The organism is Brevibacillus sp. FSL K6-2834 (assembly GCF_038592925.1).
Classification (GTDB): Bacteria; Bacillota; Bacilli; order Brevibacillales; family Brevibacillaceae; genus Brevibacillus; species Brevibacillus borstelensis.
On sequence record NZ_CP151945.1, the window covers coordinates 1,041,169 to 1,065,298 of the forward strand.

Below are 24,130 nucleotides of genomic sequence, written 5' to 3' on the forward strand. Positions count from 1 at the left end.
TGCAGGCATTCTGTAATTCCGAAGGCATTTGGTGATTCTGCAAGCTTTCTTTGCTTGTGCAGGCATACCTTGCATGATCACGTCAAACAGGCCTTTTTTTCCTTTATGCATTACACAGCTTGCTCGCGCTGCTGCTTTTTTTCTTTTCGATCGCGCAAGAGCTGCCGAACGATCATGAAAATGGCAAACGGCGCGTAGAGAAAGCAGTTCAAAAGCCAATGCGAGTAGACAGCGAACGAAAAACCATCCGGCACTGACACACTGACGAGAGTCCAGAGAAGGCCGACAGTCAAACCGCCAAAGAGCACCAGCATGTCAACTAACGGGTCGAACCACCGGCTCGACTGCGTGAAGAACCTGATCACAAGCAATCCGATCAAAGTGAGAAACAAGACCAGGGTATCATCCGCTTTATCGCTAAAGACAGATTCGTCTACAACGCGCCAATCGATAAACCAATAACGGACCATCAACATTTGCAAAATCCCCAAGCCGATGAGAAAGCCGCGCATTCTCTTCCGGTTTTTTTTCTTTTTCTCCGCCTGCTGTTTCTGCTGCTCTTCTGTCAGGAACACGTTGTCGAGCTCTTTTGCTTCCGAGCCGATCCGAAACGGGAGGGTACCCTGGTATGGAGCTTTCGGTACCGCATCGATCCCTTCTTTTGTATAAGGAACAGCGCTCAATGCTTTATCTGTAACAAGGACCGGGACTTGATTGGCTTGAAACACGTTCACCCATTCGTCAAGCGTAGGCTGATCACCGATGGGAAAGCTGACCACTTCATGCTTCCTATCTGAACTGATGCCGCTTATCATGAGTTTGACGACCCGGTAAAAAACAACTTTGCCGCCGGGGCCAGTAGAGCGGGGGGTTGCCTTCACCGCATACTGATAATCCATCCCCAGCAAAACGTACTCCATCCCGGCAAACGGGAGAAAGATGGTCTGCTTCTCGTTCGTTTTTTGGTTGGAAAAAGACGTAAAGTACCCGTCCTCCCGCAGCTCCACGATCAACCGCTGCTGCGTATATTGAAGCAAATTTTTGTAGCAAAAACGCCCGAACCAGAAAACCCCCCCGCCGATAATGCCCAAGAACAGAAAAATAGACAGGTCGTCCTCGGTAAACAAGGCGATCAGGCTGAGTACGCAGAGGGGGACGGCAATAAGAAAGAGAAGGGAAATCATCACCTTATGTACGATGAGGGCCCATTTCGGAAGTTCATTGGTAAACAGGCGGTTTGTTTTTCGCTGCATTTCGATCAAGGAAATCACCTCTTTGTGACGACTTGCGAAAAAAAATCGGAAGTTCATGATAGGAGCCTGCAGCCCGCATTACCATGAAGTATACGGGTTTCTTCCAGCGAAAATCATCAATTTTTTCCTGAATCTGATGAAAATTGGGAAATAAGTAGCATGTTTGGTTCCATGTTGACACCCTTCGCGTTTTCTATCCATTTTTTTCAGCCATTTCAAGCAACAAAATCTTCCTTGGTGCGTCTACTAGATTGATAGATAAAACAGACAAGCTCGTATAGTACATATCGGGGAATTTTTTTGGCTGTTAGGAGGATTAGAAATTGAAGAAACAAGGCTTTCTCATGGGTTTGTTCGTACTGCTGTTAGGGCTTACGCCAGTCGTTGCAGCAGCTCAGCCGCAAACGGCGGCAGGCGCTTCCATCGCCGCGTCTGCAGCGGGCAATGTACAGCTGGGTCTGTCTGCAGCACCGCCTGACATCGTGAGCAATGGTTCTGTAGTAGCTCCAGCTCCTGCGATCAATGCTGGTTCTGGCGCTTCGGCGAACGGAACAAACACCGCACCAATCAACGCAGTAGGTCAGCAGCAAGAAATGCGTGCAGCATGGGTAAGCACGGTGTTCAACATCGATTGGCCGTCAAAAGCGGGCCTCCCTGTAGAGCAGCAAAAAGCGGAGTACATCCGCATGCTGGACGAGCTGAAGGCGACCGGTATGAACGCCATTATCGTCCAGGTAAGACCGGAGTCAGACGCGATCTACCCGTCCAAGCTCGTTCCATGGTCCAAGTGGCTGACTGGCACACAGGGGAAAGACCCCGGCTACGATCCGCTCGCGTTCATGATCGAAGAAACGCACAAGCGCGGCATGAAGTTCCACGCCTGGTTCAACCCGTTTCGGGCCAGCACTACGGTAGCAAAGGAAACCCTTGCGCCACAGCATCCAGCCAGGCTCCATCCAAACTGGGTCGTCGCTCACAACAACTTGCTGATTTACAACCCGGGCATGCCGGAGGTTCGGCAGCATATCATCGACACCATTATGGAGGTCGTAAACAACTATAATATTGACGGCGTGCATCTGGACGATTATTTCTATCCGTACGGAAAAGAAGATTTCAAGGACGCCGCCACCTTTGCCGCCTACAACCAGGGGCGCTTTGCCACCAAAGGAGATTGGCGCCGCGATAACGTCAACGCTTTTGTCAGAGACCTGTATGCGTCGATCAAAAGCGTGAAGCCGCAGGTGGAGTTCGGAATCAGTCCGTTTGGCATTTGGCGCAATGCAAAAGATGATCCAACCGGCTCGGATACAAACGGTCAAAGCTCCTACGACAACCTGTATGCCGACGTCCGTACATGGATTCGCAGCGGCTGGCTTGATTACGTGGCTCCGCAGCTCTATTGGAGCATCGGCTACAAGCCGGCAGCCTATGACAAGCTGGTTCAATGGTGGTCTATGGAGACGAACGGTACGCCGGTCAAGCTCTACATCGGGCAAGGCGCGTACAAGGTCGGCACCAACACGACAGATTGGGCGTCGAGCAACGCCATCATCCAGCAGCTCCAGTTCAACAAAGCCTTCCCGCAAGTGCAGGGCAGCATTTTCTTCAGTGCAAAAACGCTGATGAAGGATACCGCCGGAATCCGCTCCAGCCTGAAGCAATACTATTCGGCAGAGAATCAATAACAATCCGGGCTAGGATGCCGTAATCCAGGCCGGTCATACGGAAAAATGCAGAATAAATGCTTCTTGGCCGCAAACAGCGAATCGTACCGCTGCGCCAAGAAGCATTTTTCTATGTGATCCACTGTCGGAATAGCTTTTTCTATAATCTGTTTAACAAGAAAAGCGGATGAGGGGAGTTGCTCAAATGAAAATAAGCAAACACCGTGCCGAACATTATATTTGGGGCGATAATTGTGACGGCTGGCATTTAGTGAAAGGCCAGGATCTAAGCGTTATCCACGAACGGATGCCAGCAAATACTTCGGAAGTAAAGCATTACCATGAAAAGGCTCGCCAAGTTTTCTTTGTCCTGTCGGGCACAGCAACGATGATCATTGGCGACAAGGAGTTTGTTCTCAATCAACAAGAGGGAATCGAGATTGCACCACTGATTTCGCATCAAATGTGTAACAATTCAAACGAGGAAATTGAATTCTTGGTAATCTCGCAGCCAACCAGTAAAGGTGACAGGATCACAGTAGAGTAACGACAAGTATGGAAGCGCTGCATGAACCGCCTATCTAAATAAAGGGCGGTTTTCTTTTTGAGCAAAACGAACATGGCGAACAAACTTGTTCCTGAGTAGTAATGGAGCAGCTTATCTCTTACTGTTCATACGGCGGAAACCCGTTTTTTCAATCGGCTGGTGGCATGGTTCTGACACCGGAAGCAGCATTCCTTTCGTTTCCCGGATGGGCTCAAAAAAGCCCGTCCAACACGCTTTTTCCAACCATAAGCACTAAACATCAAACGAAGCGAAGAACAAAACCGCCTATCTGTGCCAATGTACTTTGTCACACATAGTAATATATGTTATGCTATACTCAGCAACTGATTGGAGGCGTGTGCGATTGGATGAAACCTTAAACAATAGCGATCTAGTCCGTGGAAGTATTGATACGATCATTTTGTCTGTGCTTCTGACGGGCGATAACTACGGCTATCAAATCATCAAGGAAATCTATAGAAAAAGCCAAAACCGGTTTGAGCTGAAGGAGCCGACCCTTTACTCAAGCCTGCGCCGCCTCGAAAAACAGAAAATGATCGAGTCCTATTGGGGAGAAGAAACGCAGGGAGGGCGCAGGAAGTACTACAGCATTACGGAGCTTGGCCGGGAGCTGTACCGCACCAATTGCGCGGAATGGGAGCTGGCCCGCAATCTGATCGATCGTCTGATTCGTGTGGAAAAGGATGTGGAAGAGCGATGAAAGAATTACGGGAATACGTAGACAGACTGTTCGCTGCCCATAAAGAGAGCAGAGAAACCCGTGAGCTGAAAGAGGAGATCATCAGCAATCTGGAAGCGAAGGTAGCAGACTTGATGGAAGAGGGACTGCCCTTTCCCGAAGCCTTTTCGCGTGCGACAAGAAGCTTGGATACCGTTGATTTTCTCGTGGACGGCAGCCAGCCGATCTATGTCAACCGCTACAAAGTCGAGCTTGCCCAGTCCGTGCTGCTTTACATGCTGGTCGTCTGGATTTTGTCGATACCGCTTCGGTTTACCCTGTCGGGCATGTGGTTCAACAATATGGCTACGATGGCGGTGCTGCTTTGCGGGGGCATCTACGTTGCGGGTTTGCTGAGAAAGAGCCACGATCTTCAGGCCGTCGCTGTCATGAACGTTGCCAGATTGGAAAAAACGAAGAAAGCGGCATGGATTGTATGGGGGCTGTATGCAGCAATCATGACCCTGTATACGACGGCGATCAAATTTGGCAGCCACCTCTGGTTTGGCCGCCCGATCAGTATCGACGGGCCGTATCAGTTTGGGCTTCTCATCGCGGATTATGCGCCTCCTTTCCTTCTGATTATCGTGCCGCTGATGTTTTGGAAGGCGTCCCATTTGGCGGAGAAATGCGAGGTGAAAGAGTGAGATGAAAAGCAAAAACGTATGGATTGTGATTCTTTTCCTCGTAGGCGCCGTTTCACTGACAATGGTAGAAGGCTACCTGAAGCCTGAAGCAGAAGCAAAGGAAGAGCAGTACAGAATGGAGCAGAAGAACCCTTTGACTCATGATTTTGAAAGTGTCCTGCCCTATAAACATAAATATATGGGGGACGCGGGCAATCTGGGCAACTTGAACTACCATCTTCCGCTTTCCGACATACCCAAGACCTTTCAGCTTTTTCCTGAGGAATACAAGGTGGAGCTTATTTTCGAACTGGACGCCGCCAACATTGATGAAAGGCTGCTCAAGCAAGCGCTGCTTTACAATGCGACAGCCAATTTTGTCCTCATCGACAACCTGCAAACGTATCAAATGAGCTTTACCGATGGTGCCTATTCCATCTCGAGAGATGCGGCAGAAAAATGGTACGGGGTTTCCTTTGCCGATCTTCAAGAGAAGGAAAAGTGGAACCAAATCGTACGAGATCCTTTGGCAGATGCAAGCTATGTGGAGCGCTTCTTTACGCAGGTTGTAAAGAAAGTGGAGTGAAGTTTCGAGAGGTCGTGATCTTTTGGTCGAAATGAAAAGTGAATGCACTCATAAAAAAAGTCGTACGCAACTGCTTTCATGTCGTGTACGGCTTTTTTACGATTCGAATTTTTAATGGTCAATATATGATTATTGTTCATTGTTTACTCGTAAAAGCTCCTAATCGGTTATACTATGCTGTTTGCTACGGTAACAATGGGTCATCAGAACATGTTTTTCAGAGTCCACTCATACTTTTTAAAAGTTTTCCCATCTTAGAGTAGAAAAACTTTACTGACTATTACAAAAGCAGGAGATGTTCGATGTTAAAAGGCAGATTTAGAGAAGTATTGTTTCGTTCTTTTTTCATGGGAGTGAAACTAATACAAGTTGGTGAATAAAAATAATTTTTTAAAGTTGTATAAGGGTTAAAAATCAAAAAATAAACTTGAAAAACCGATTTATTGTTGGTAAAATTTGTCTAATCACTTCCAATAGTTACCACTTAGGTAAAGGGGGCGAATGTCTTCTATAGTTCTCATAAAGGAGGTGTTTGAAATAGAGTAGATTTTTTATTATAACAAAAAAGAATCAAAGGAGGCTTAGTATTTATGAAAAAAAGTATCTTTATACTTATGGTTTTGACACTTGCTTTAAGTCCAGTTACGGTTTTTGCAAAAACTCAGAATGAATCTGAGGAAACAAAAATTAAATCAAAACTACAGGAGTATTTTGATTTAGAACTATCCTCTATTAAAGATAAAGACAAAGATGCTCTACAGGATTTGGGCAAATTGTTTAATAATGATGACATTATTAGCCGGAAATTCTTAGAGTATGAGATCAATCGTTCCGAATTTCTAATTAATTCTCATGAAGAGGATGGGACTGAAATTAGTAGCTTCAACAATAAAATTGACATCTTGTCAATTAGTATTAAGGATAAGGAAGCAAGCGTTGAGCTTTCTCTTAATCAAAGTATTGATTACAACTTTTTAAAAGAGCCATTCGAAAATGAAATAAATCATAAGGTGAAATTAGTTAAAGAAAATGACCAGTGGCTAATTTCACAAGATGATTATTCGGATAATTTAAAAGAATTGTTCGGCTTTGGAACAGATTTTAATAGTATTAGTAAGTTAGGAAATGAGGTGATGTCACAGGCTGAAGATGCGGATGTCCCTCAAACATGGGAGGAAAAAAGATTGAAAATTGAAGGAAACGTATCAGGACATAGGTCATCTGATAATGTATCAGTATTAGGTGTCCCAGGAGATAAGTGGGATAGATTTGACCAATCTGCCCGAGAGGATGCTGTTTATTATGCGAGAAAATATACAGATGCAACAAATTCAACATCAACAAAAAACTACAATAATAGTCAATTTAAAGCATATGGAGATACCGACTGTCAAAATTATGTTTCCCAAGCTATTTGGTATGGCTTAGGAGGCAGAGATAGCTCTTCTAAGGATTACCCAATGAGAAGAGATTGGTGGGCAAATACAAAAGGGGAAACAAATACTTGGAATTGGACAGGGACTAAGTATTTTTTCAATTGGATAACTTATAATGACGCTAATGAGGATTATGGAATACATGGACGGGAGTCAAAAAAACCAAACTTAATTGAAATTGGTGACTATATTTATGTACCAGGGCACGTGATGTTCGTTACACGGGTTGATGACGACAATGATAATTCGATAACTGACTATGAAGAAATTTATATTAGTGCTCATACAAATAACCAAAAGGATAAAAATCTAAAAGCACTCTATGGGGGAGCTTCTCCAGACAAATTAGGTATGAAATTCGTGTTTATTTACGGAAATAAGTGGAATGTAGAAGAGTATTAAACAATATATAGTGTCGAGGGTAACCTTGACACTATATATTGTTTAATTAGGGAGGCGCGAAACTGTGAAAAAAATGTACGGGATATTAGTATTGATTGTTCTACTTGGGGCTGTTTTTTATCTAGTGATCCCACGAGATAATAATACTACTGCTGCCACTCCTGCTTCTGTCGAAGCCGCAGATTCCGACAATGTAAATGATGAAATAACCCAAAGAATAATCCTGCAATATATGGATGAAGTGGATTCCATATTCTCTGAAATCCACGACGTTTTGCCAGCAGTCAAGCTTGCCGATAAAAAGAATGCTGAACAAGTAAATATTGCAAAAGAGTGGTTGCGAAAAAATGGTGAGGTAGTTAAAGACAATCAGATCGTGCTGAGCATTTCGGATGATGGTGAAGGGAGCGACCATAGTTTTCTAGTGGGGGCAAAACTTTACACAAAACAGTCAAAGACTCCGTTATCTATCAATGATGTTGGCATGGAAAGAATAAGCTACGGACAAATTATTTTAGTAAAAGAAAAAGACAAATGGGTAGTGAAAGAGTTCAAAAGGAAGTTTTGATAAAGTATCCCCAGCACCGCCGATTCTGGGCATTACAAGAGAAGAGTCTGTAAAATATTTTGTGTAAACTCTCAACCTCTAAACTACAATTAGGAGTAGAAAGGTTGGGAGATTTTTATGATGTCAAAAGAGCAGATCAAGCAGTGGATCAAAGAGAAAAACATGAAGTCAGTGGACGACGTACAGTCAGCGTTAAAGGATCTATTCGCAGACACAATCCAAGAAATGCTGGAAGCTGAAATCGAGTCCTCTCTTGGATACGCCAAGCATGACATGAAAAACAAGCGGACAACCAACAGCCGCAATGGGTATAGCAAGAAAACCGTCCGTTCTGAGTACGGGGATGTCGACATCCAAGTCCCTCGAGATCGAGAGGGTGATTTTGAGCCAAACATTGTAAAGAAACATCAGTCCAACGTGACAGGGATCGAAGATCAAATTCTTGCCCTCTATGCCAAAGGCGTATCCACACGCGATATCCAAGACCATCTGCAGCAGCTCTATGGCATCGAAGTCTCACCAACGCTCATATCGAATGTAACCAATAAGATTGTACCGATGATCAAAGAGTGGCAAAATCGCCCCGTGCAAGCGGTTTATGCTGTTGTTTTCCTTGACGCCATTCACTTTAAGGTAAAACAGGACGGAGCTATCGTCAATAAAGCAGCCTATATGGTAATTGGTATTGACCTTGACGGTCATAAAGATGTGCTTGGGATCTGGATTGGGGAGAATGAATCGGCAAAATTCTGGCTGCATGTACTCAATGAACTGAAAAATCGTGGGGTCCAGGATATTCTTATTACAAGCGTCGATAACCTTCGTGGCTTTACAGAAGCCATTTCAGCATGTTATCCGAAAACGGAGATTCAGAAGTGTGTCATCCATCAAATCCGAAATTCCATCAAATATGTTTCCTATAAGGATCTCAAAAAGATCACGTCCGAGCTAAAACCCATCTATAAAGCTCCAACGGAGCAAGCCGCGTTGGAAGAGCTTGAGCAGTTTGAACAAACCTGGGGCAGTAAATATCCCTTGATGGTTCGTTCCTGGCGGAATAACTGGGACGAGATCGCCACTTTCTTTAAATATCCTCCCGAGATTCGAAAGCTGATCTATACAACTAACGTCATCGAGAGTTATCATCGACAGCTTCGAAAGGTGACAAAGGGAAAAGCCATGTTTCCCACAGACGATGCCCTTTTGAAGATGTTATATCTCGTAACCATGGATGTTCTGCGAAAATGGACGGGACGAGTCCAGAACTGGGGCCAGATTCTCTTACAGCTATCCGTTTTCTTTGAAGATCGGGTACAGCCGTACATCCGTTAACAAATGAAAGGCTTCATCCCCGAAGGGATTATCTTTCTCTCCACCAACGCGTCAAGGGTTCGCTTCGCCTCACGCCCTTGACTCTATTGGCTCCGAAAAAGATGTCCCAATTAGGGGGATGAAACCTGTTCATATATCGGTTGATTGAGTTTACACAAAAATCTTGACAGACCCCAAGAGAACGAACTAACCGGATCATTCAACTATTGTGCCGACCTTACATGGAAACGGGCATGATCAGCAAGCCATCATGCCCGTCTCTCCATGTAAAGTCTCATCAGTTATACCCGCGCTCACCGTACGGCTGAAGCTCTTCCAGCCATTTCTGCTCCAGCTTTTTCAACTCGTCGGCTTCATCAAAATAGCCCGTTTCTTTCTTTTTCAACACTTCCAGCACTTCAAAGACAAAGGCGTCCTCGCCGTACTCATTCCAATCCTTCTGGAGCTGTTTGTTAAAATGGCTGCCCGCCTTCAGTTGAAACTTTTTGCCGTTTATCGTTTTTAAGTTTTTCGTGCTCTCGATCAAAATTTTGTTGTTTTTAATGTTCTTGATCTGATAAACGCCTGCTTCCGTCTTGATTTCTTTAAATTGCTGCTTCAATTCCTCTTTGCGGTTCATGGGAAATACCTTCCTTTCTTTCTGTCGACTACTGCCATGCAGCGCCACAACGTGCACAGGGAGATCGTCATTTCTTCAGCCAATACTGGCTGCCATCTGCTTTTCGGTCCAAAAAACCGTAATCAACCAAATAACGTCGGACGGTTACATAATCGTCATAAACAGCCTTCAAAATTTCATTGACTTCCTTCTCGGTATAGGTGCGATCCGCCTCAAATCTGGTGGCGATTTGCCGGAGAACGACTGCCCGCTGCTTTTCCCTCAGTCTGAACGTCTTGAGAGGTCCGTCCGTGCCTTCGGGAAAGTATTTTTTCAAAATGGCCTGGCTTTCTTCCGCGGTTACGTTGTACCGATTATCCACCATGGTGGCGGTCTGATGCACGTCGATAAAAGCGGGAGCGTGCTTGTCCTTTTCCTTCAGCAGCTCCATCAATGCGAGGAATACCTTGGCCTGCCGCTCTTTCTCCTTCAGGACAAAACGGTGGTTGCGGATTGTGGAGGCGCTGCCGATGCCCAGCTCCTTTTGCACCTCGGCGTCGCTTTTACCCTGGTAAAACAGGTGAAGCAGGCTGTTTTGGTGCTCGGTCAGACCGGTCAGCTTTTTATCGAGCTTGATCAGGTAGTCAAACACCGATTGATGCGTTTTCCCAATATGATGGCGCACGTATCTTTCTGTTTCATACAAGACACCATCTTCCGGATAAATAATTCCCTTCTCAAAAGCCTTTCCGCAGAGCAGGCAAACAAAGCGATCCTCCTCTTGAACATATCCGCGCTTCAGCTCATCCAGTGACGCATTCCAAAAGCGTTCGGAAACAGTCATTAAATAAACACATCCTATTTTTCGTTTGTATTAATATAAACATTTTACTAAATCGTCTATTGTTTGTCGAGTGTCGGAAGTTGATTCCACCGGTTGCGCTGGTACCACAAGAATTTGGTACTGCTTTATTTTTGTTTGAGGAGATAAAATTTGTGAAGATACATCTGATGCGGAAATGGGTGGTGCTGGGATGAAGCTGTTGCTGCTGTTGTGCGGACCTGCTGTCATGATCTTGATTGGACTGCAGGGAGTGGGGAGCGTGCCGGTTACGTTTGTCCTTTTCTATAGCTGGCTCCTGCTGGTTCCTCTCGTGGACATGCTGCTGAGGAAGGAAAAGAAGCTTTCGCAAGCGATGAGAGACTGCGGGCTCGTGTTTAGACGGAAAAATATGTATAGTGGAATGAGTACGGGAATCTTCTTTTTTTTTGGCTATTCTTTTGGGAGGTTATTTCTTTCACTCGCATGTTTTCCATCGGGAGAAGCTGCAAAGCCTGCTGATCGAGTGGAATTTTTCAGGCGATCATCTCATATGGCTCATTTTGATTCTTTTATCGGTGAATCCCTTTCTGGAAGAGCTGTACTGGAGAGGGTACATATTTCATAGATTAGCAAATACATACAAACAGCATACAGCGATTTTCTTTACGGCATCGTTTTACACCTTGTATCACTTCCTGTCCGTCATTCCTTTGTTTGCCTGGCCGTATAACGTGTTTATGGTCGTTCCGGTATTTGTGGCGGGCTTGATCTGGGGATACATGCGGGCGAGAAGCGATGCTGTGGCAGGAGGGATTGTCAGCCATATTCTGGCCGATGGCGGCATTATGGCTGTTTATCTTTTGTTTTTATCTTAGTTTTGCTGAAGCAAAAAGGAAGGAAAGAGGAGTAATGGACATTCGAAAGCCAACCGGGAACGAGCTTGCAGCGATTCTGGAGTTATCTGTGCAAGCGCTGTTCGATGGAACCATCGGGAGAGCGAGACCGACAGAAGAGAAGGTCAGACAGCTGGTTGAGCCGCTGCTGGCCAAAGGAGGCTACTACCTCATCGCGACAGAGGAAGATCGGCTGATGGGCTGGGTTTTGCTCGGGACGAGCAGGGATCAGTTCACCGACATTCCGTTCGGATTTATCTACGAGCTGTATGTGATCGAGGAGTACCGGGGAAGGGGAATCTCCAAGCAGTTGATGGAGCGGGCGATCGAGCAGTTGAAAGAGGCGGGGTTGCCGGAGGTTCGCTTGAGCGTTTTTGTGGAAAACCACGCTGTCGGGCTTTATCGGAAGCTGGGCTTCACAGAAAGAAACGTCACGATGAGCATGCCGCTAAAATAGGCGGCGAAGTGGTCGGCGTACCACTCTTCGTGGCTGCGTTACAGCTCAAGATGTACTTGTCTGCATTGCCCGCAGGTAAAGAAAAACAGGCATGCAATTTCGCGCACGCCTGTTTTTTGTTGCCTGTTTGTAAGAAGGATCGCCAGCCGGGAGCAATATTGCCCGGAAAATGTGAGCCAATACCTGAGAGCCGATACCCGGGGGTCAATCAACAGAGGGTAAATCGCAAGCTGACAATCACAGAAGGCGCTGAATGTCCTCCAGGGCAAGGTCAGCCGACAAGATGCCGTTCCGGTAGTTGCCCGCCGAGGCTTCGCCGAGATGATATTCGTGCAGAGCATCGGTATCCTTGAGCATGTTGCCGGTCAGGATGCATACTGCTGTCTCGTCCTTGTCGATGATTTGCTGTGCGACCAGCTTGCGCAGTCCGGCTACAGTCGCAGCAGAGGCCGGCTCGCAGCCGATTCCGCTCTGGTCTACCTTCGCTTTGGCGTCGAGGATTTCCGCGTCGGTCACGGAGCAGGTCACGCCGTTTGTTTGCTCCAGCGTGCGGAGCGCTTTTTTCCAGCTTGGCGGATTCCCGATGTTGAGGGCGGACGCGCGGGTATACGGGCTTGGCTCGGGAGTCAGCTCCTGCTTTCCGGCAGCCGCCATCTTGTGGAACGGGCTTGCCCCCTCAGCCTGGATCAGGGCTACTCTTGGCACCTTGTCGATCAAGCCGAGCGTTTTCAGATCGTGCAGCCCTTTGCCGAGTGCCGTTACATTGCTCAGCGCACCGCCGGGGATAACGACCCAGTCGGGCAGGCTCCACTTCAGATATTGCGAGATTTCGTAAATGATGCTCTTTTGTCCCTCGATGCGGAACGGGTTGATCGAGTTGCAAATGTACAGCTCCAGCTCCTTGCTGTACTGTTCATAAAAGCGGATGCCGTCGTCGTAGGTGCCGCTAAAGCTGATCACCTTTGCCCCATAGGCCAGTGTCTGCAGCACTTTGTTCAGCGAGATGTTCTTGTTCGGAACAAACACGTAGGATGAACCCTGCGCAAGCGCGGCGTACATCGCCAGAGAGGAAGACGTGTTGCCTGTCGAAGTGCAAGTAAAGCGCTTATAGCCGAGCGAGCGCCCGTGCGAGACAGCCACGGTCATGCCGTTGTCTTTAAAGGAGCCGCTTGGATTCTCGCTCTGGGCCTTCAGCCAAATTTTGCGAATCCCTGTATAGGCTTGCAGCAGCTCGGAGGAATACAGCCCGGTATTTCCCTCGTATTTCGTCGTGATAAACTCTTCGGGAAGCTCGGGGAAAATCAGCTCCTTGTAGCGCCATACTCCGCTTGCGTAAGGGGTCATGCGTTCTGAAAGGCGTTCGTCAAAAACGCGCTTCAGTCGGTCGGCATCCAAGTCTTTCATATCGTGGACGATGTCGAACAAACCGCCGCATCCGCACTGATAATCGAACGCATCCAAAGCCACTTCCCGGCTACAATTCACGCATACCAGTTTCATTTGTTGCGAGATCCCTGACCAGACGCAGCAGGGCTCTCTCCACCTCTTTTCGGAATATATCTACAACTCTGTCTTATCAATTACTATACGTCAAAGGGTCAAGTCCGGCAAACCCAGGAGATGGGCCATCAGGTAAAAAACGGATGAGCGATATGTTACAATAAGTGGAAGACTGCGCTTGCGAGGCTCATCGTCCTCATCATGAAAAAACGGAGACAAAGCAAAAACGTGAAATTTCCTTCCAAGGTAGATATGTGGCTGGCTGTACTGATCGTGGGAACGATGCTGTTGGTCATTTTAGAGGGACTGCGGACCATGTTTGCAGGAGGCTTGATGAGCACGGGTGAAAGAGCAGTGCTCTTCATCGTTCATTTTGCCGTTCCCTGCTTTATCCTGTGGCTGTTCTCCTCCACGTACTACGTCATCGGGGACAAGGAGCTGCTCATCCGCTATGGCCCGTTTCGCCGAGCAGTTCCGCTGGACAGCATAAAAACAGTGCGAAAAACCTCCAATCCCGCTTCAAGTCCGGCTTTGTCCCTGAAACGGCTGGAAATCTCATACGGGAACGGCAGCATAGTCCTGATTTCACCGAAGGACCGGGATGCGTTTTTGACGGAGCTGCGCCGAAAATGCCCCGGGGCTTTCATTGAGTAAAGGGAGGTAAGAACGATGTTTATCTATGACAAAACATTGCCGCTCAGTTGGGAAGAACATTCTGTTGCGGAAAAAGAAGGGTACAGCGTACGGGATATTTCCTACGACAGCCCCCACGGAGGGAAGGTTCCTGCATATTTGGTGACACCGGACGGAAGAGGGCAAACACCGCTCCCGGCTGTACTGTTTCTGCATCCGGGACAAGGGAACCGCTCTTCGTTTTTGCCGGAAGCGGAAAGACGTGCGGCCCAAGGGATCGTTTCTTTGTTGATTGACGCTCCGTTTTTACGGCAGGAGCTTTCCTCGGAGCTGTCTCAGGCGGAAAGAGCTGTGCAGCTCGTCGAGATGATGGTAAAAAAAGAGTTGTATATCCAAACCGTGGTCGATTTGCAGCGAGCGGTAGACCTTTTGACCAGCCTGGACATCGTCGATGCGGATCGGATCGGCTATGTCGGCCACAGCTATGGAGCGACCTGGGGCGGTGTCTTTGCAGGTGTGGAAAAGCGGGTCAAGGCCTTTGTCCTCATGGCTGGCTACTCCAGGTCCACAGTCTGGCACAGGACGAGCGGGCACCCGGTAGCCGATCTGGTCCGGCAAATTTTGCCCAAGGAGCGGTTTGAGCAGGTTTTTGCCGAGCTGGAAGCGCTGGATGCGGTCCATTACATAAAGAATGCGGCACCAGCTTCTGTCTTGTTTCAATTTGTGCACAATGATGAATTTATCGACAAGGAGCAGGCGGATCAGTATATCGCTGCCGCCAGCACTCCCCGAGAGGTCAAATGGTATGAGAGCGACCATCTTTTCACAGGCTGCGGGGAGGCCGAGGCCGATCGGAGAGACTGGCTGCTCAAACAGCTGGGGTAGACGCGACTAGACGCGACGAGAGTGCGTGCAGATAGAGGAGCCCAGTCCTGCTTCTTGTCTGAAAGACCTGAACAACCAGACAGCAAAAGGAGGAGTGTTTTTCACACTCCCCCTTTTTAAGAAGTCCGCAAATCAACCGAGTAGGCCCGCGCCGTCTTCTCCATATACGCATCCAATTGTTCAACTGCATTCATGACGGGCCCACCGTGGCATACTTCCAGACGGCGAGGGGCCAATTCCCTGACGATCGCGCTGCTTTGAATGGCCTCGCCCATATCAGCCGTGAACATCGGCATTGGTCTGTGAAGCTTTCCTTTCTTCGAGGTAAACAAATCGCCAGCCAACAGCACCTGGTCTTCTTCGTGAAAGTAGACGACGTGTCCGGGCGAATGCCCCGGGGTGAGATACGGCCGCAGACCGGCTACGGTCATTAACTGTCCATGCTCGTTCTCGCCGAGCGCTTGCGCGAGGCCGGGGGTTACATTTTTCTCCGCTTTCTTGCGGCGCGGATACGGAAGCTGGCCTTCCATGTACGGAATCTCCGTACGGTGAGCGTAGACAGGAATGGATCGGCGCTCCACGAGTGCCTTGACGGAACCGGTATGGTCGGAATGCCCGTGAGTCAGGAGAATTCGCCGGAGAGGTCCCGCCCCCAACTGATCCACGACGTTTTCAATCCCTTTTGCCATAAACGGCATCCCCGCATCCACCAGCGTTACCCCTTCTTCATCCGCTACGGCCCATACGTGTACGGGAATCAGCATCCAGGAACGGATGCTCCAGATGTGCTCCGAGATTCTCTCCACTTTCATTTCGCAGCAGCCTCCTCATGTGCAATTTGCTTGCAGCCAGCCAGAGCGACCCGCAGAGCCAGCTCAAAGGTGGGAGCGAGTCTTTCCATCAGCATGTCAAATGTTTCGTCCGACTGGGAATACGTGCCGATCACGCCGTGCAGCGTGAAAAAATAGACGCGGGCATAGGCCCATGACTGCTCTTCTGTAAGGTGGGGCGGAAGGCAAGCGATCACGGCGTCTTTCAGCAGTCCAAACAATTGGTTTCGCAAATGCTGGAGTTCAAGCGAAGGCTCTTTTTCGTCCACGCGGGAGGACTTGGCCATGAAAAAAAGCGGATACATGCTTCGATTCAGCAAACAAAAACGAACGAAGCTGGTACTGACAGCCAAAAGTCTTTCGTCTGCTGAAAGCAAGTGATTTTGCACGCCCGCCTCCATTTCCGCAAACAAGGCTTGCAGAGGCTCCATAGCGAGGTGGTGAAGCAATGCTTCTTTATCCTTGAAGTAAATATAGATCGTCGTATGTGAGCATCCCGCCGCTTTGGCGATTTCCCGCATGGTCACCGCGTCGTAGCCCCGCTCCGCGAAAAGCCTGCCCGCCGCTGTCAGTATCGATCGCTTGGTCTCCTCCGAACGCTGCTCCTGTTTGTTTGTCATATGATCACAATCCCTTTCGAAGTCCATTTCATAAGAGAAAGACAAAATTTATAACCAACGGTTACTAACCGTTGGTTATAATGTAACCGATGGTTATATTTTTTGTCAAGCAGCTTTTGCCCAAAATATGGTTGGAGGATTTTTGTTCATATAAATGTGAGGATTCCCAAGAAAGACAAAGCTCGTGTGTGAAGTGTACAATATCGTATAGATAAGTATAGATAAGATACATAAGGCAGATAAGGCTGATAAGGACAGTGAACGAACCGCTGTAGTCGTTCTCGAAAAAATGGACAGGAGATTGGATATGACCCAACAAGCACCCCGGATCGGCGTCGGCGCCGTCATCCTCGATTCAGACAACAGGCTTTTGCTCGTCTACAGAAACCGCGAACCGGAAAAAGGGACCTGGAGCATTCCGGGAGGGAAGGTAGATCCCTACGAACCGTTGGAGCAGACAGTGGTGCGGGAAATCAGAGAGGAAGTAGATTTGGACGTGCAGGTAGAGAGGCTGCTCTGCATGGCGGAAACGATTCGACCGGAGCGAGGCGAGCATTGGATTTCCGCTATCTATGTGACCCGCATCGTATCAGGAGAGGCGCGGAACAGGGAAGAGGGCGGAGCCATCGGGGCGATCGGCTGGTTTGCACTGGACGAGCTGCCGGAAAACCTGGCTTGCTTCACAGTGCCCGCGGTCGAGAAGCTGCTCGGGGAAGCGCGGTCTCAAGCTTAGCTGCAAATGGCGGCCCCCTTCTTGGCATCCTGCCGAATTGCACCTGGAGCAAAGCTGTCCGCTCGTATATGATAGGAATATAGTACTACTGGCAGTATGTGAAAATAATAGAAAAGGGAGCGGCAGAAATGACGGCAGGGACGATTGATGCAAATAAAGAGATTCTGCAGAAAATCTTTTCAGAGGATTTTTGGTTTGTCATTCCCGAGTACCAACGGTCTTACGTATGGCAAACAGACAATCTGACCGAACTGGTCGATGACCTCGTGTTTGCGTTTGAAAACAAACCGGACAATGATTACTTCCTGGGGTCGCTCGTACTGAAGCGGATCAAGGCGAGTTCCTATCCGGAGTACGAGGTGCTGGACGGGCAGCAGCGGCTGACCACTTTCTTTATCATGATGGCCGTACTGCGCGATTTGATCGGGAGTGATCAATTCAAGCAGACGCTGCAAAAGAAGATTTATCAGGAAGAGAACCTGCTGGAGAACGTTCCGGCCAGGATGAGAATTACATACAAAATCCGCGACAAGGTAGAAGACTTCATTCAATCGCATCTGATCGCCCACGGCGGAACAGCGAAGGAAGAAGAGCTGCAGGCCTTGCGGGAGAGCGAAAACGTCTCTTTGGAAAACATGGCGAATGCCACGCTCGTGCTTCGTGCCGAACTGCAGGACAAAATTGCGGCGGGGGACTTGCCCCAGTTCGTACGCTTCATTTTTAACAAGGCGTTGTTTATCTACGTCTCCACGGACAATACGGAAGATGCGTTTCGGATGTTTACAATCCTGAACAACCGGGGCATTCCCCTGACCAACGCGGACATTCTCAAATCGCAAAACATCGGGGCTCTCGCATCGGAAAAGGAAGTAAACAAATACGCCAAGGTCTGGGAAGAGATCGAAGGAAAGCACGGAGAAAATTTTGACCGCTTTCTCCAGTTCATCCGGACGATTCTGGTGCAAGAAAAAGCGCGCGCGAATCTGCTGGAAGAGTTCCACGACCACATTTATCACCCAAAAGCGCCGAAGCAGCCAAGCCTGAGGATGGGGAAAGACACGTTTGAACTGATTGAGCGATACAATGCGATTTACGAAGAGATCATCGAGCTGCAAGGCTCAAACCTGAGCAATGGCTACAAGAACCTCATCACTGTCATGCGGATCGGCCTTCGCTCGGAGGATTGGATACCGCCGCTCATGCACTACTATTCCAAATTCGGTGCCGCCGATCTGGAACGATTCCTGAAAAAGCTGGAGCATAAATTTACGGGCGACTGGGTGTGCGGAATCACACCGACGCTGCGTCTGGAAGCAATGAACAGCATTTTGAAGGCCATTGACAGCACCCCTGCGAATCAGGTGGAAGAGTTGTTCAAGAAAAAAGAGCTCTTCGAGATTGATGAGGATGAATTTGTCCGGAACATTGAAGGACATGTGTACAAAAAGCAGTTCGCCCGTCATCTGCTGCTGAAGCTCGAATACCTTTTGAGTGACAACACCGTGCATCTCTCCGGACACAGCTACATAACAGTGGAGCACGTGCTGCCGCAAAACCCGGCTGATTCGAGTCAGTGGAAACGGGATTTCACGGATGAAGAGAGAGAATATTGGACCAATCGCCTGGCCAATCTCGTACTCATCAGCCAGAAGAAAAACAGCGCGCTTGGCAATCACGATTTCGAGGACAAGAAGAAGCTGTATTTGCAAAAGAGGATCGACGCTTTCCACGCCAACAAGGTATTTATCGAGCAGCATGCAAAGTGGACGCCTGATGTATTGCGGGACAGACAAGCGAAAATCATCGACCTGCTGAAGAAGGCGGACTAGTTCGTTCTCGGCAGGAAAAGCACCCCTGTTACAAAGCTGGCAGGGGTGCTTTTCCCATCATTTTCGAGGCGGCATGGTGGGGGCGAGGTTTGTGAGTCAGGCAAAAAACGAGTGTTGACATCGTGACTTACCGCCCATATAATTGGGTTACGATGGGAGTAAAGCAATGGAGCTTTACTGATGAATTTTCAGAGTATATGAAGAAGTATAAATTATGCGTACCGCTTTTATTTTTTTGCCTGATTGTAAGCGGTTCCAGTTTTGTCCCGCTTGTTCACAATTCACAAGTGTATACGAAAAAGCAAAGGCGCTTGGGTAATCTGCTACCAGATTACTAGGCGCCTTTATTGTTAATTTTTTCCATGCCTTTGCGAAGGAGGAGAACCATGAGGGAGAAAGCAAGCAGCCGCTGTCCAAGTCCGTGCGGCTTGCCGACGGAAGCCCCCGACAGCCGGGGAAGCCCGCAGGCAAATGGGGTGTCACGCTGGTTTAGGATCGTTTTATGCCTGACAGACGATAGAACGCGCGAGAAAAGGTGGGGTTGATACATGGACCAAATCGGCAGTTACGTCATTTACTTTATCATGATTTGTGCGGTGATCGGCGCAATCGCAGCGATCCGCAACAGTGATGAAGGGCTCGGCAAAGAATTTATGGAAGGTCTTCATTCCACCGGTTATATCTTCGTACCGGCAGCAGGTATCATGGCCTCAATTCCGTATATTTCCTGGTTTATCGACAAGGTCTGCGGGCCGATTTTCAACAAGATCGGAGCCGATCCGGCGCTTGCGGCCACCGCTATTTTGGCCAGCGATATGGGCGGCTACCAGTTGGCCAACGTGCTGAAAAGCTCCTATGAGGGCTGGATCATGGCGATGATCGTCGGATTCATGGCGGGAGCTACCATCGTGTTTTCCATTCCGATGGGCCTGGCGATGCTCGACAAACGGGATCACAAATACATGGCGCTTGGCGTGATGTCCGGGATTTTGACGGTTCCTATCGGCGCCTTTATCACCAGTGCTATTCTCGTAATGACGAATACCAAGGTGCGCGAAACAATCTCGACTGATGCGGAATCCACCTACGCCTTTGCCATCGGATACGGAAAAATTCTGATCAATCTGTCGCCGATCCTGGTGTTTGTGGTCGCCATTGCGCTCGGTCTACGCTTCCTGCCCGACCTGATGATCAAGGCATTCATGATTTTCGGGAAGACGATGGATGCAGGCATCAAGCTCGTCCTCGTATTCTCGATCGTGGAATACTTCACAGGCGTCTTTTCCAAGGTATTTGGCTCCTGGGGCTTCGATCCGATCATTGCCGATCCGACCGATCAGTTCCGCGCCCTGGAAACGGCCGGTTATATCGGTATCATGCTGGCGGGTGCTTTCCCGATGGTGTACATGCTGCGGAAATACGCGGCGAAGCCTCTGCAGGCGATGGGCAACCGGATGGGCCTGAGCCCGACGGGAAGCGCCGGTTTGCTCGCGACGATCGCCAACATCCTGGCGATGTTCCGACTCGTTCGCTCCATGCCGCCAAAAGACAAGGTGATCAATATCGCGTTTGGGGTATGTGCGGCGTTCTTGCTGGGCGACCACCTGTCGTTCTCCGCCAACTTCCAGCCTACGATCATCCTGCCTCTGATTATCGGGAAATTCGGTGCCGGCGTGATCGCTATCGGTCTGGCCTACTGGCTGTCCGTGCCAAAAGCGCTGGAGCTGGAGAAACAGGATCGTGAAAAAGGTATTATCGGTCCAACGGAGTATCTCGAGGGACAAAAAGAGGCTGCCGCTGCGAAGGATGTTGCGGCGTCGTAAATAAAAGAACTTCCTTCCCCCTGCTATTCATCGAAAACTCACGCGGTTTTCATGAATCCAGGGGGATTTTTATTGCGTTTTTTCAAAAGGGCGCACTATGGCTGGCCAAATCGCTTGCAGCTCAGTCCAAAAAGTGGTATTTTATTATCGACATACTTGTAGGTCTAAAAATAAGGAGGATATCCATGTCTCCGCGAACAAAGGAACAATGTGAAGAGTTGCGGGAAAAGCGCATTCAACAGATCATGGAGGCTGCAGGACAGATCTATTTTGAGAAAGGCCTTCTCTTTGATATTCGCGACGTCGCCAAAAAAGCGGGACTCGGTTATGGCACTGTCTACCATTATTACAGCAACAAGAACAGTCTCGTCAGTGATTTGCTGGATAGAGGCTTTGAACTGTCGGAAGCTTTGACAAGCGCTTTCTTTTCTCGGCAAGAAAAGTCGGCGGAACTGCTGGATGAGTTCTGTGCCGGGCTTTTGCGGCTGTGGCTGGAGGCACCCGCAGCGTTTATCGTCTACAAATGGGCCGCGGAAAACTTCGTGGGAATGGAAGAGCAGCTTCGCCGCACAGCCAAACAGAGATTCGACGATACCCTGTATCAGCCTCTGCTGGAGTGTATCACGCAGATGCAGGTTCAGTCGGAAGCGCTCGCGACGGGGACCGATCCCGGCCGAATCGCCAATTTTATCATCGGCACCCTGGTCGGATGCTTCGGCATTTCCATGTACCACAAGGATGCAGACTTTTCACCGGAGGGAGTGCTGCTGATGATCCGAAAGAGCGTAAGTGAGCGCCGCCTCTCAGAGAGCGGAGAGAGCAAAGGGAGGAGCCGGGCGTGATTTACTTGAAGACTCGCGAAGAGATCGAGCAGATGAGACCGGCAGGCCGGATCGTGGCGACATGCCACAAGGAAATCGCCAAAAGAATCAAGCCGGGCGTCACTACGCAGGAGATCAACGATTTTGTCGAAAAGCTGATCAGGCAGCAAGGTGGAGGGACGTACACGGACGGTTACAACGGATTCCCGGCAGCGATCTGCGCATCGGTCAACGACGTCATTGCACACGGCTTCCCGAGCAGAAAGCCGCTTAAAAACGGGGATATCGTCAAAATCGACATCGTCGCCACGTACAACGGCTGGGTAGGAGATTCTTGCTGGTGCTATGCGGTGGGCGAGGTTTCCGACGAAGCGAAAAGATTGATGCGGGTGACCAAGGAATGCCTGTACAAAGGGATCGCGCAAGCTGTGCCGGGAAACCGGATCGGAGACGTGATGCACGCGGTTCAGAGTCATGCCGAGGAAAACGGGTATTCTGTCGTGCGTGATCTGCTGGCGCATGGAGTAGGCCGGGAGCTGCATGAGGAGCCCAACTACAATCACGTCGGAGTGCCAGGCAAAGGATTCCGGCTGAAAGAGGGAATGGTGCTAACCATCGAGCCGATGCTGAATGCAGGAACCCATCGGATGAAGATTGACGCGGACGGTTGGACAGCCCGGACGCTGGATGGCAAGCTGTCAGCCCAGTACGAGCATACGATTGCGATCACGAGCGACGGACCAATCGTGCTGACGGATCAAAACTAGATCAAAGCGAAAGCCTGCTGGCGAACGGATGCGATGGCGCATTGTCGTCCGGCAGGCCTTCTTTTGCATTTCAAAGCTATACCTTGTCATCGACAAAGGCTAAAATAGAGAGAAGTATTCATGCGTTTTTCGTATACGCCAGATTCGAGGAGGGCGTCCAGCGCCGCGGTGTCCGCCGGTTTTCCGCACAGGCGCTGCAACAACAGGAGGCGAAGCAGCTTGCTTTCACCAGGATTGGCTTTACATACAGACAAGTATCAAATAAACATGATGTATGCGCATTGGATCAATGGCACCCACAATCGCAAAGCGGTTTTCGAGGCGTTTTTTCGGAAGCTTCCGTTTGGAAACGGTTACGCCGTATTTGCGGGCTTGGAGCGGATCGTCAAATACGTGGAGGATCTTCGCTTTGAAGAAAGCGATCTGGATTATTTGCGCGAGCAGGAGGAAAATTACGATCCCGGCTTTCTCGAGGAGCTCCGCAATTTTCGCTTCACGGGGACGCTCCATTCTGTCAAGGAAGGTTCGCTGGTGTTTCCAAACGAGCCGTTGGTTCGCGTGGAAAGCAGAATTTTTGAAGCGCAGCTCATGGAGACAGCGCTGCTTAATTTTATGAACTACCAAACGCTCATTGCCACAAAGGCGTCGCGGATCCGTCAGGTAGCCAAAGACGATTTGCTGATGGAATTCGGCATCCGGCGCGCCCAGGAAGCGGACGCTGCGCTCTGGGGAACGAGGGCTGTCTATCTCGCCGGGTTTGACTCTACGTCAAACATGCTGGCAGGAAAGCTGTTTGGCATCCCGACGGCAGGGACGCATGCCCATTCCTGGGTCCAGTCGCACGAAAACGAGGAGGAGGCGTTCCGCCGTTATGCAGCCGCTCTGCCTGACCAAGTGACATTGCTGGTGGACACGTACGATACGCTGGGGAGCGGGGTGCCGCATGCGATCAATATCGGCCTGGAGATGCAGCGGCAGGGCAAACGGCTGCGGGCTGTTCGTCTCGACAGCGGCGATATTGCCTTTCTTTCAATCAAAACGCGGGAGATGCTCGATCAGGCAGGGCTTTCCGACGTGAAAATCGTCGCGTCCAATGATCTGGACGAGCATACGATCTTGAGCCTGAAGGTGCAGGGGGCGAGGGTCGACTCCTGGGGAGTGGGGACGCAGCTGATTACGGCAGCAGATCAGCCTACCTTGGGCGGTGTGTACAAGCTGGTCGCCCGAGAAGGTGACGACGGCGAGTACATCCCGACGATCAAAATATCGGCCAACCCGGAGAAAGTGACGACTCCGGGAGCGAAAGACATTTACCGGCTGATCGACAGAAGCACCGGAAAAGCGATCGCGGACTATCTCTGTTATCCGTCAGAGACGGACATCCAGGAGCAGGCGCCGATCAAGCTGTTTCACCCGAGCCACACGTACTTGAGCAAGCTGGTGGAAAACTACGTGGCCGAGCCGCTGCTCGTCCCTGTCTTTGTGGAAGGCAAGCGTGTGTATCAATTGCCTGATCTGGCAGAAATCCGCCGTCATCACAAGGAGCAGCTGCAGATGTTCTGGCCGGAGTACTTGCGGATGATGAATCCCGAGCATTACCGGATTCATCTGAGCGACCAGGTCTGGCTGACCAGAGCGAGCCTGATGCAGCGCTATATCGACAAAGGAAAATAAGTTCTTGTCATAGCGATGAAAGGGTCCGCATACACTTGTGAAAAAACTAGCGGGGTCTCGTCGGCAGGTTTTCATTGACAGATGGACA

The 24,130-nt window shown here is 49.3% G+C and carries 24 protein-coding genes; 18 read left to right on the top strand and 6 right to left on the bottom strand.

Annotated features, from left to right (window positions below; genetic code table 11):
- Window positions 1–110: 110 nt before the first annotated feature.
- Window positions 111–1,262 (bottom strand): hypothetical protein, encoded by a 1,152-nt coding sequence (locus NST96_RS05235; RefSeq protein ID WP_171505755.1) that lies wholly within the window; start codon window positions 1,260–1,262, stop codon window positions 111–113.
- Between the two features lie 314 nt (window positions 1,263–1,576).
- Between NST96_RS05235 and NST96_RS05240 the strand changes: the two genes are divergently transcribed.
- The 8 genes from NST96_RS05240 to NST96_RS05275 all read left to right on the top strand — a co-directional run bounded on the left by NST96_RS05240 (window position 1,577) and on the right by NST96_RS05275 (window position 9,156).
- The gene (locus tag NST96_RS05240; RefSeq protein ID WP_031932089.1) at window positions 1,577–2,941 is read left to right on the top strand and encodes a family 10 glycosylhydrolase; all 1,365 of its coding nucleotides are present in this window, start codon (window positions 1,577–1,579) and stop codon (window positions 2,939–2,941) included.
- A gap of 184 nt (window positions 2,942–3,125) precedes the next feature.
- Window positions 3,126–3,467 (top strand): cupin domain-containing protein, encoded by a 342-nt coding sequence (locus tag NST96_RS05245; RefSeq protein ID WP_171505754.1) that lies wholly within the window; start codon window positions 3,126–3,128, stop codon window positions 3,465–3,467.
- 364 nt (window positions 3,468–3,831) lie between these two features.
- The gene (locus tag NST96_RS05250; RefSeq protein ID WP_171505753.1) at window positions 3,832–4,188 is read left to right on the top strand and encodes a PadR family transcriptional regulator; all 357 of its coding nucleotides are present in this window, start codon (window positions 3,832–3,834) and stop codon (window positions 4,186–4,188) included.
- On the top strand, window positions 4,185–4,853 hold the full coding sequence (locus tag NST96_RS05255) for a permease prefix domain 1-containing protein (protein WP_171505752.1): 669 nt from the start codon (window positions 4,185–4,187) through the stop codon (window positions 4,851–4,853). Before NST96_RS05250 ends, NST96_RS05255 begins: the two co-directional genes overlap by 4 nt.
- Before the next feature lies 1 nt (window position 4,854).
- A complete protein-coding gene (locus NST96_RS05260) occupies window positions 4,855–5,418 on the top strand; it encodes a DUF4825 domain-containing protein (RefSeq protein WP_171505751.1) in 564 nt (187 codons plus the stop codon).
- Between the two features lie 590 nt (window positions 5,419–6,008).
- Window positions 6,009–7,256 carry an amidase domain-containing protein gene (locus tag NST96_RS05265; RefSeq protein ID WP_171505750.1) on the top strand — a complete coding sequence of 416 codons (1,248 nt, stop codon included), beginning with the start codon at window positions 6,009–6,011 and terminating at the stop codon, window positions 7,254–7,256.
- Between the two features lie 64 nt (window positions 7,257–7,320).
- Entirely contained in the window at window positions 7,321–7,824 is a 504-nt protein-coding gene (locus NST96_RS05270; protein WP_171505749.1) for a hypothetical protein, read from the top strand.
- Between the two features lie 117 nt (window positions 7,825–7,941).
- Complete coding sequence (locus NST96_RS05275; RefSeq protein WP_342405674.1) at window positions 7,942–9,156, top strand: IS256 family transposase; 1,215 nt, start codon at window positions 7,942–7,944, stop codon at window positions 9,154–9,156.
- A gap of 277 nt (window positions 9,157–9,433) precedes the next feature.
- Here NST96_RS05275 and NST96_RS05280 read toward each other — a convergent pair whose 3' ends face one another.
- Together NST96_RS05280 and NST96_RS05285 are read right to left on the bottom strand one after the other, a co-directional pair.
- Window positions 9,434–9,775: a GIY-YIG nuclease family protein gene (locus NST96_RS05280; RefSeq protein ID WP_003389284.1), complete on the bottom strand. Its 342-nt coding sequence runs from the start codon at window positions 9,773–9,775 to the stop codon at window positions 9,434–9,436.
- A gap of 67 nt (window positions 9,776–9,842) precedes the next feature.
- Complete coding sequence (locus NST96_RS05285; protein WP_171505748.1) at window positions 9,843–10,598, bottom strand: DUF2087 domain-containing protein; 756 nt, start codon at window positions 10,596–10,598, stop codon at window positions 9,843–9,845.
- A 425-nt stretch (window positions 10,599–11,023) separates the two neighbouring features.
- On the opposite strand from NST96_RS05285, the gene NST96_RS05290 reads away from it, so the two are divergent.
- Window positions 11,024–11,452 carry a CPBP family intramembrane glutamic endopeptidase gene (locus tag NST96_RS05290; protein ID WP_327986039.1) on the top strand — a complete coding sequence of 143 codons (429 nt, stop codon included), beginning with the start codon at window positions 11,024–11,026 and terminating at the stop codon, window positions 11,450–11,452.
- Between the two features lie 34 nt (window positions 11,453–11,486).
- Window positions 11,487–11,927, top strand: a complete 441-nt coding sequence (locus NST96_RS05295; protein ID WP_003389281.1) for a GNAT family N-acetyltransferase — start codon at window positions 11,487–11,489, stop codon at window positions 11,925–11,927.
- Between the two features lie 237 nt (window positions 11,928–12,164).
- Here the strand turns inward: NST96_RS05295 and thrC are convergent, their stop codons facing one another.
- Window positions 12,165–13,427: a threonine synthase gene (thrC, locus tag NST96_RS05300; protein ID WP_031932097.1), complete on the bottom strand. Its 1,263-nt coding sequence runs from the start codon at window positions 13,425–13,427 to the stop codon at window positions 12,165–12,167.
- 228 nt (window positions 13,428–13,655) lie between these two features.
- Between thrC and NST96_RS05305 the strand changes: the two genes are divergently transcribed.
- Both NST96_RS05305 and NST96_RS05310 read left to right on the top strand, forming a co-directional pair.
- Window positions 13,656–14,081 (top strand): PH domain-containing protein, encoded by a 426-nt coding sequence (locus NST96_RS05305; protein WP_157211829.1) that lies wholly within the window; start codon window positions 13,656–13,658, stop codon window positions 14,079–14,081.
- Between the two features lie 15 nt (window positions 14,082–14,096).
- Window positions 14,097–14,945, top strand: a complete 849-nt coding sequence (locus NST96_RS05310) for a dienelactone hydrolase family protein (protein WP_342405675.1) — start codon at window positions 14,097–14,099, stop codon at window positions 14,943–14,945.
- Between the two features lie 116 nt (window positions 14,946–15,061).
- On the opposite strand, the gene NST96_RS05315 is transcribed toward NST96_RS05310, so the two are convergent.
- A complete protein-coding gene (locus tag NST96_RS05315) occupies window positions 15,062–15,757 on the bottom strand; it encodes an MBL fold metallo-hydrolase (RefSeq protein ID WP_003389276.1) in 696 nt (231 codons plus the stop codon).
- Window positions 15,754–16,395, bottom strand: coding sequence for a TetR/AcrR family transcriptional regulator (locus NST96_RS05320; RefSeq protein ID WP_024985486.1), 642 nt, complete (start codon window positions 16,393–16,395; stop codon window positions 15,754–15,756). Before NST96_RS05320 ends, NST96_RS05315 begins: the two co-directional genes overlap by 4 nt.
- A 307-nt stretch (window positions 16,396–16,702) precedes the next feature.
- Here NST96_RS05320 and NST96_RS05325 point away from each other — a divergent pair, with 307 nt between their 5' ends.
- From NST96_RS05325 to NST96_RS05350, 6 genes are all read left to right on the top strand, one after another.
- Complete coding sequence (locus tag NST96_RS05325; RefSeq protein ID WP_003389273.1) at window positions 16,703–17,128, top strand: NUDIX domain-containing protein; 426 nt, start codon at window positions 16,703–16,705, stop codon at window positions 17,126–17,128.
- Window positions 17,129–17,256: 128 nt separating this feature from the next.
- The gene (locus NST96_RS05330) at window positions 17,257–18,957 is read left to right on the top strand and encodes a DUF262 domain-containing protein (RefSeq protein ID WP_003389272.1); all 1,701 of its coding nucleotides are present in this window, start codon (window positions 17,257–17,259) and stop codon (window positions 18,955–18,957) included.
- Window positions 18,958–19,505: 548 nt separating this feature from the next.
- Window positions 19,506–20,780, top strand: a complete 1,275-nt coding sequence (eutH, locus tag NST96_RS05335) for an ethanolamine utilization protein EutH (RefSeq protein ID WP_003389271.1) — start codon at window positions 19,506–19,508, stop codon at window positions 20,778–20,780.
- Between the two features lie 185 nt (window positions 20,781–20,965).
- A complete protein-coding gene (locus tag NST96_RS05340; RefSeq protein WP_003389270.1) occupies window positions 20,966–21,622 on the top strand; it encodes a TetR/AcrR family transcriptional regulator in 657 nt (218 codons plus the stop codon).
- Window positions 21,619–22,368: a type I methionyl aminopeptidase gene (map, locus tag NST96_RS05345; RefSeq protein WP_003389269.1), complete on the top strand. Its 750-nt coding sequence runs from the start codon at window positions 21,619–21,621 to the stop codon at window positions 22,366–22,368. The genes NST96_RS05340 and map overlap by 4 nt, the downstream gene beginning before the upstream one ends.
- Before the next feature lie 219 nt (window positions 22,369–22,587).
- Window positions 22,588–24,042, top strand: coding sequence for a nicotinate phosphoribosyltransferase (locus tag NST96_RS05350; RefSeq protein WP_003389268.1), 1,455 nt, complete (start codon window positions 22,588–22,590; stop codon window positions 24,040–24,042).
- The last annotated feature ends 88 nt before the right edge of the window (window positions 24,043–24,130 follow it).

Bases quoted from the DNA above. Each gene is read 5' to 3' on its own strand.
- thrC (WP_031932097.1), bottom strand. From the start codon at position 13,427: ATGAAACTGGTATGCGTGAATTGTAGCCGGGAAGTGGCTTTGGATGCG.
- NST96_RS05340 (WP_003389270.1), top strand. From the start codon at position 20,966: ATGTCTCCGCGAACAAAGGAACAATGTGAAGAGTTGCGGGAAAAGCGC.
- NST96_RS05330 (WP_003389272.1), top strand. From the start codon at position 17,257: ATGACGGCAGGGACGATTGATGCAAATAAAGAGATTCTGCAGAAAATC.
- NST96_RS05315 (WP_003389276.1), bottom strand. From the start codon at position 15,757: ATGAAAGTGGAGAGAATCTCGGAGCACATCTGGAGCATCCGTTCCTGG.
- NST96_RS05245 (WP_171505754.1), top strand. From the start codon at position 3,126: ATGAAAATAAGCAAACACCGTGCCGAACATTATATTTGGGGCGATAAT.
- NST96_RS05295 (WP_003389281.1), top strand. From the start codon at position 11,487: ATGGACATTCGAAAGCCAACCGGGAACGAGCTTGCAGCGATTCTGGAG.
- NST96_RS05260 (WP_171505751.1), top strand. From the start codon at position 4,855: ATGAAAAGCAAAAACGTATGGATTGTGATTCTTTTCCTCGTAGGCGCC.
- NST96_RS05325 (WP_003389273.1), top strand. From the start codon at position 16,703: ATGACCCAACAAGCACCCCGGATCGGCGTCGGCGCCGTCATCCTCGAT.
- NST96_RS05265 (WP_171505750.1), top strand. From the start codon at position 6,009: ATGAAAAAAAGTATCTTTATACTTATGGTTTTGACACTTGCTTTAAGT.
- NST96_RS05285 (WP_171505748.1), bottom strand. From the start codon at position 10,598: ATGACTGTTTCCGAACGCTTTTGGAATGCGTCACTGGATGAGCTGAAG.
- eutH (WP_003389271.1), top strand. From the start codon at position 19,506: ATGGACCAAATCGGCAGTTACGTCATTTACTTTATCATGATTTGTGCG.
- NST96_RS05280 (WP_003389284.1), bottom strand. From the start codon at position 9,775: ATGAACCGCAAAGAGGAATTGAAGCAGCAATTTAAAGAAATCAAGACG.
- NST96_RS05320 (WP_024985486.1), bottom strand. From the start codon at position 16,395: ATGACAAACAAACAGGAGCAGCGTTCGGAGGAGACCAAGCGATCGATA.
- NST96_RS05255 (WP_171505752.1), top strand. From the start codon at position 4,185: ATGAAAGAATTACGGGAATACGTAGACAGACTGTTCGCTGCCCATAAA.
- NST96_RS05310 (WP_342405675.1), top strand. From the start codon at position 14,097: ATGTTTATCTATGACAAAACATTGCCGCTCAGTTGGGAAGAACATTCT.
- NST96_RS05275 (WP_342405674.1), top strand. From the start codon at position 7,942: ATGATGTCAAAAGAGCAGATCAAGCAGTGGATCAAAGAGAAAAACATG.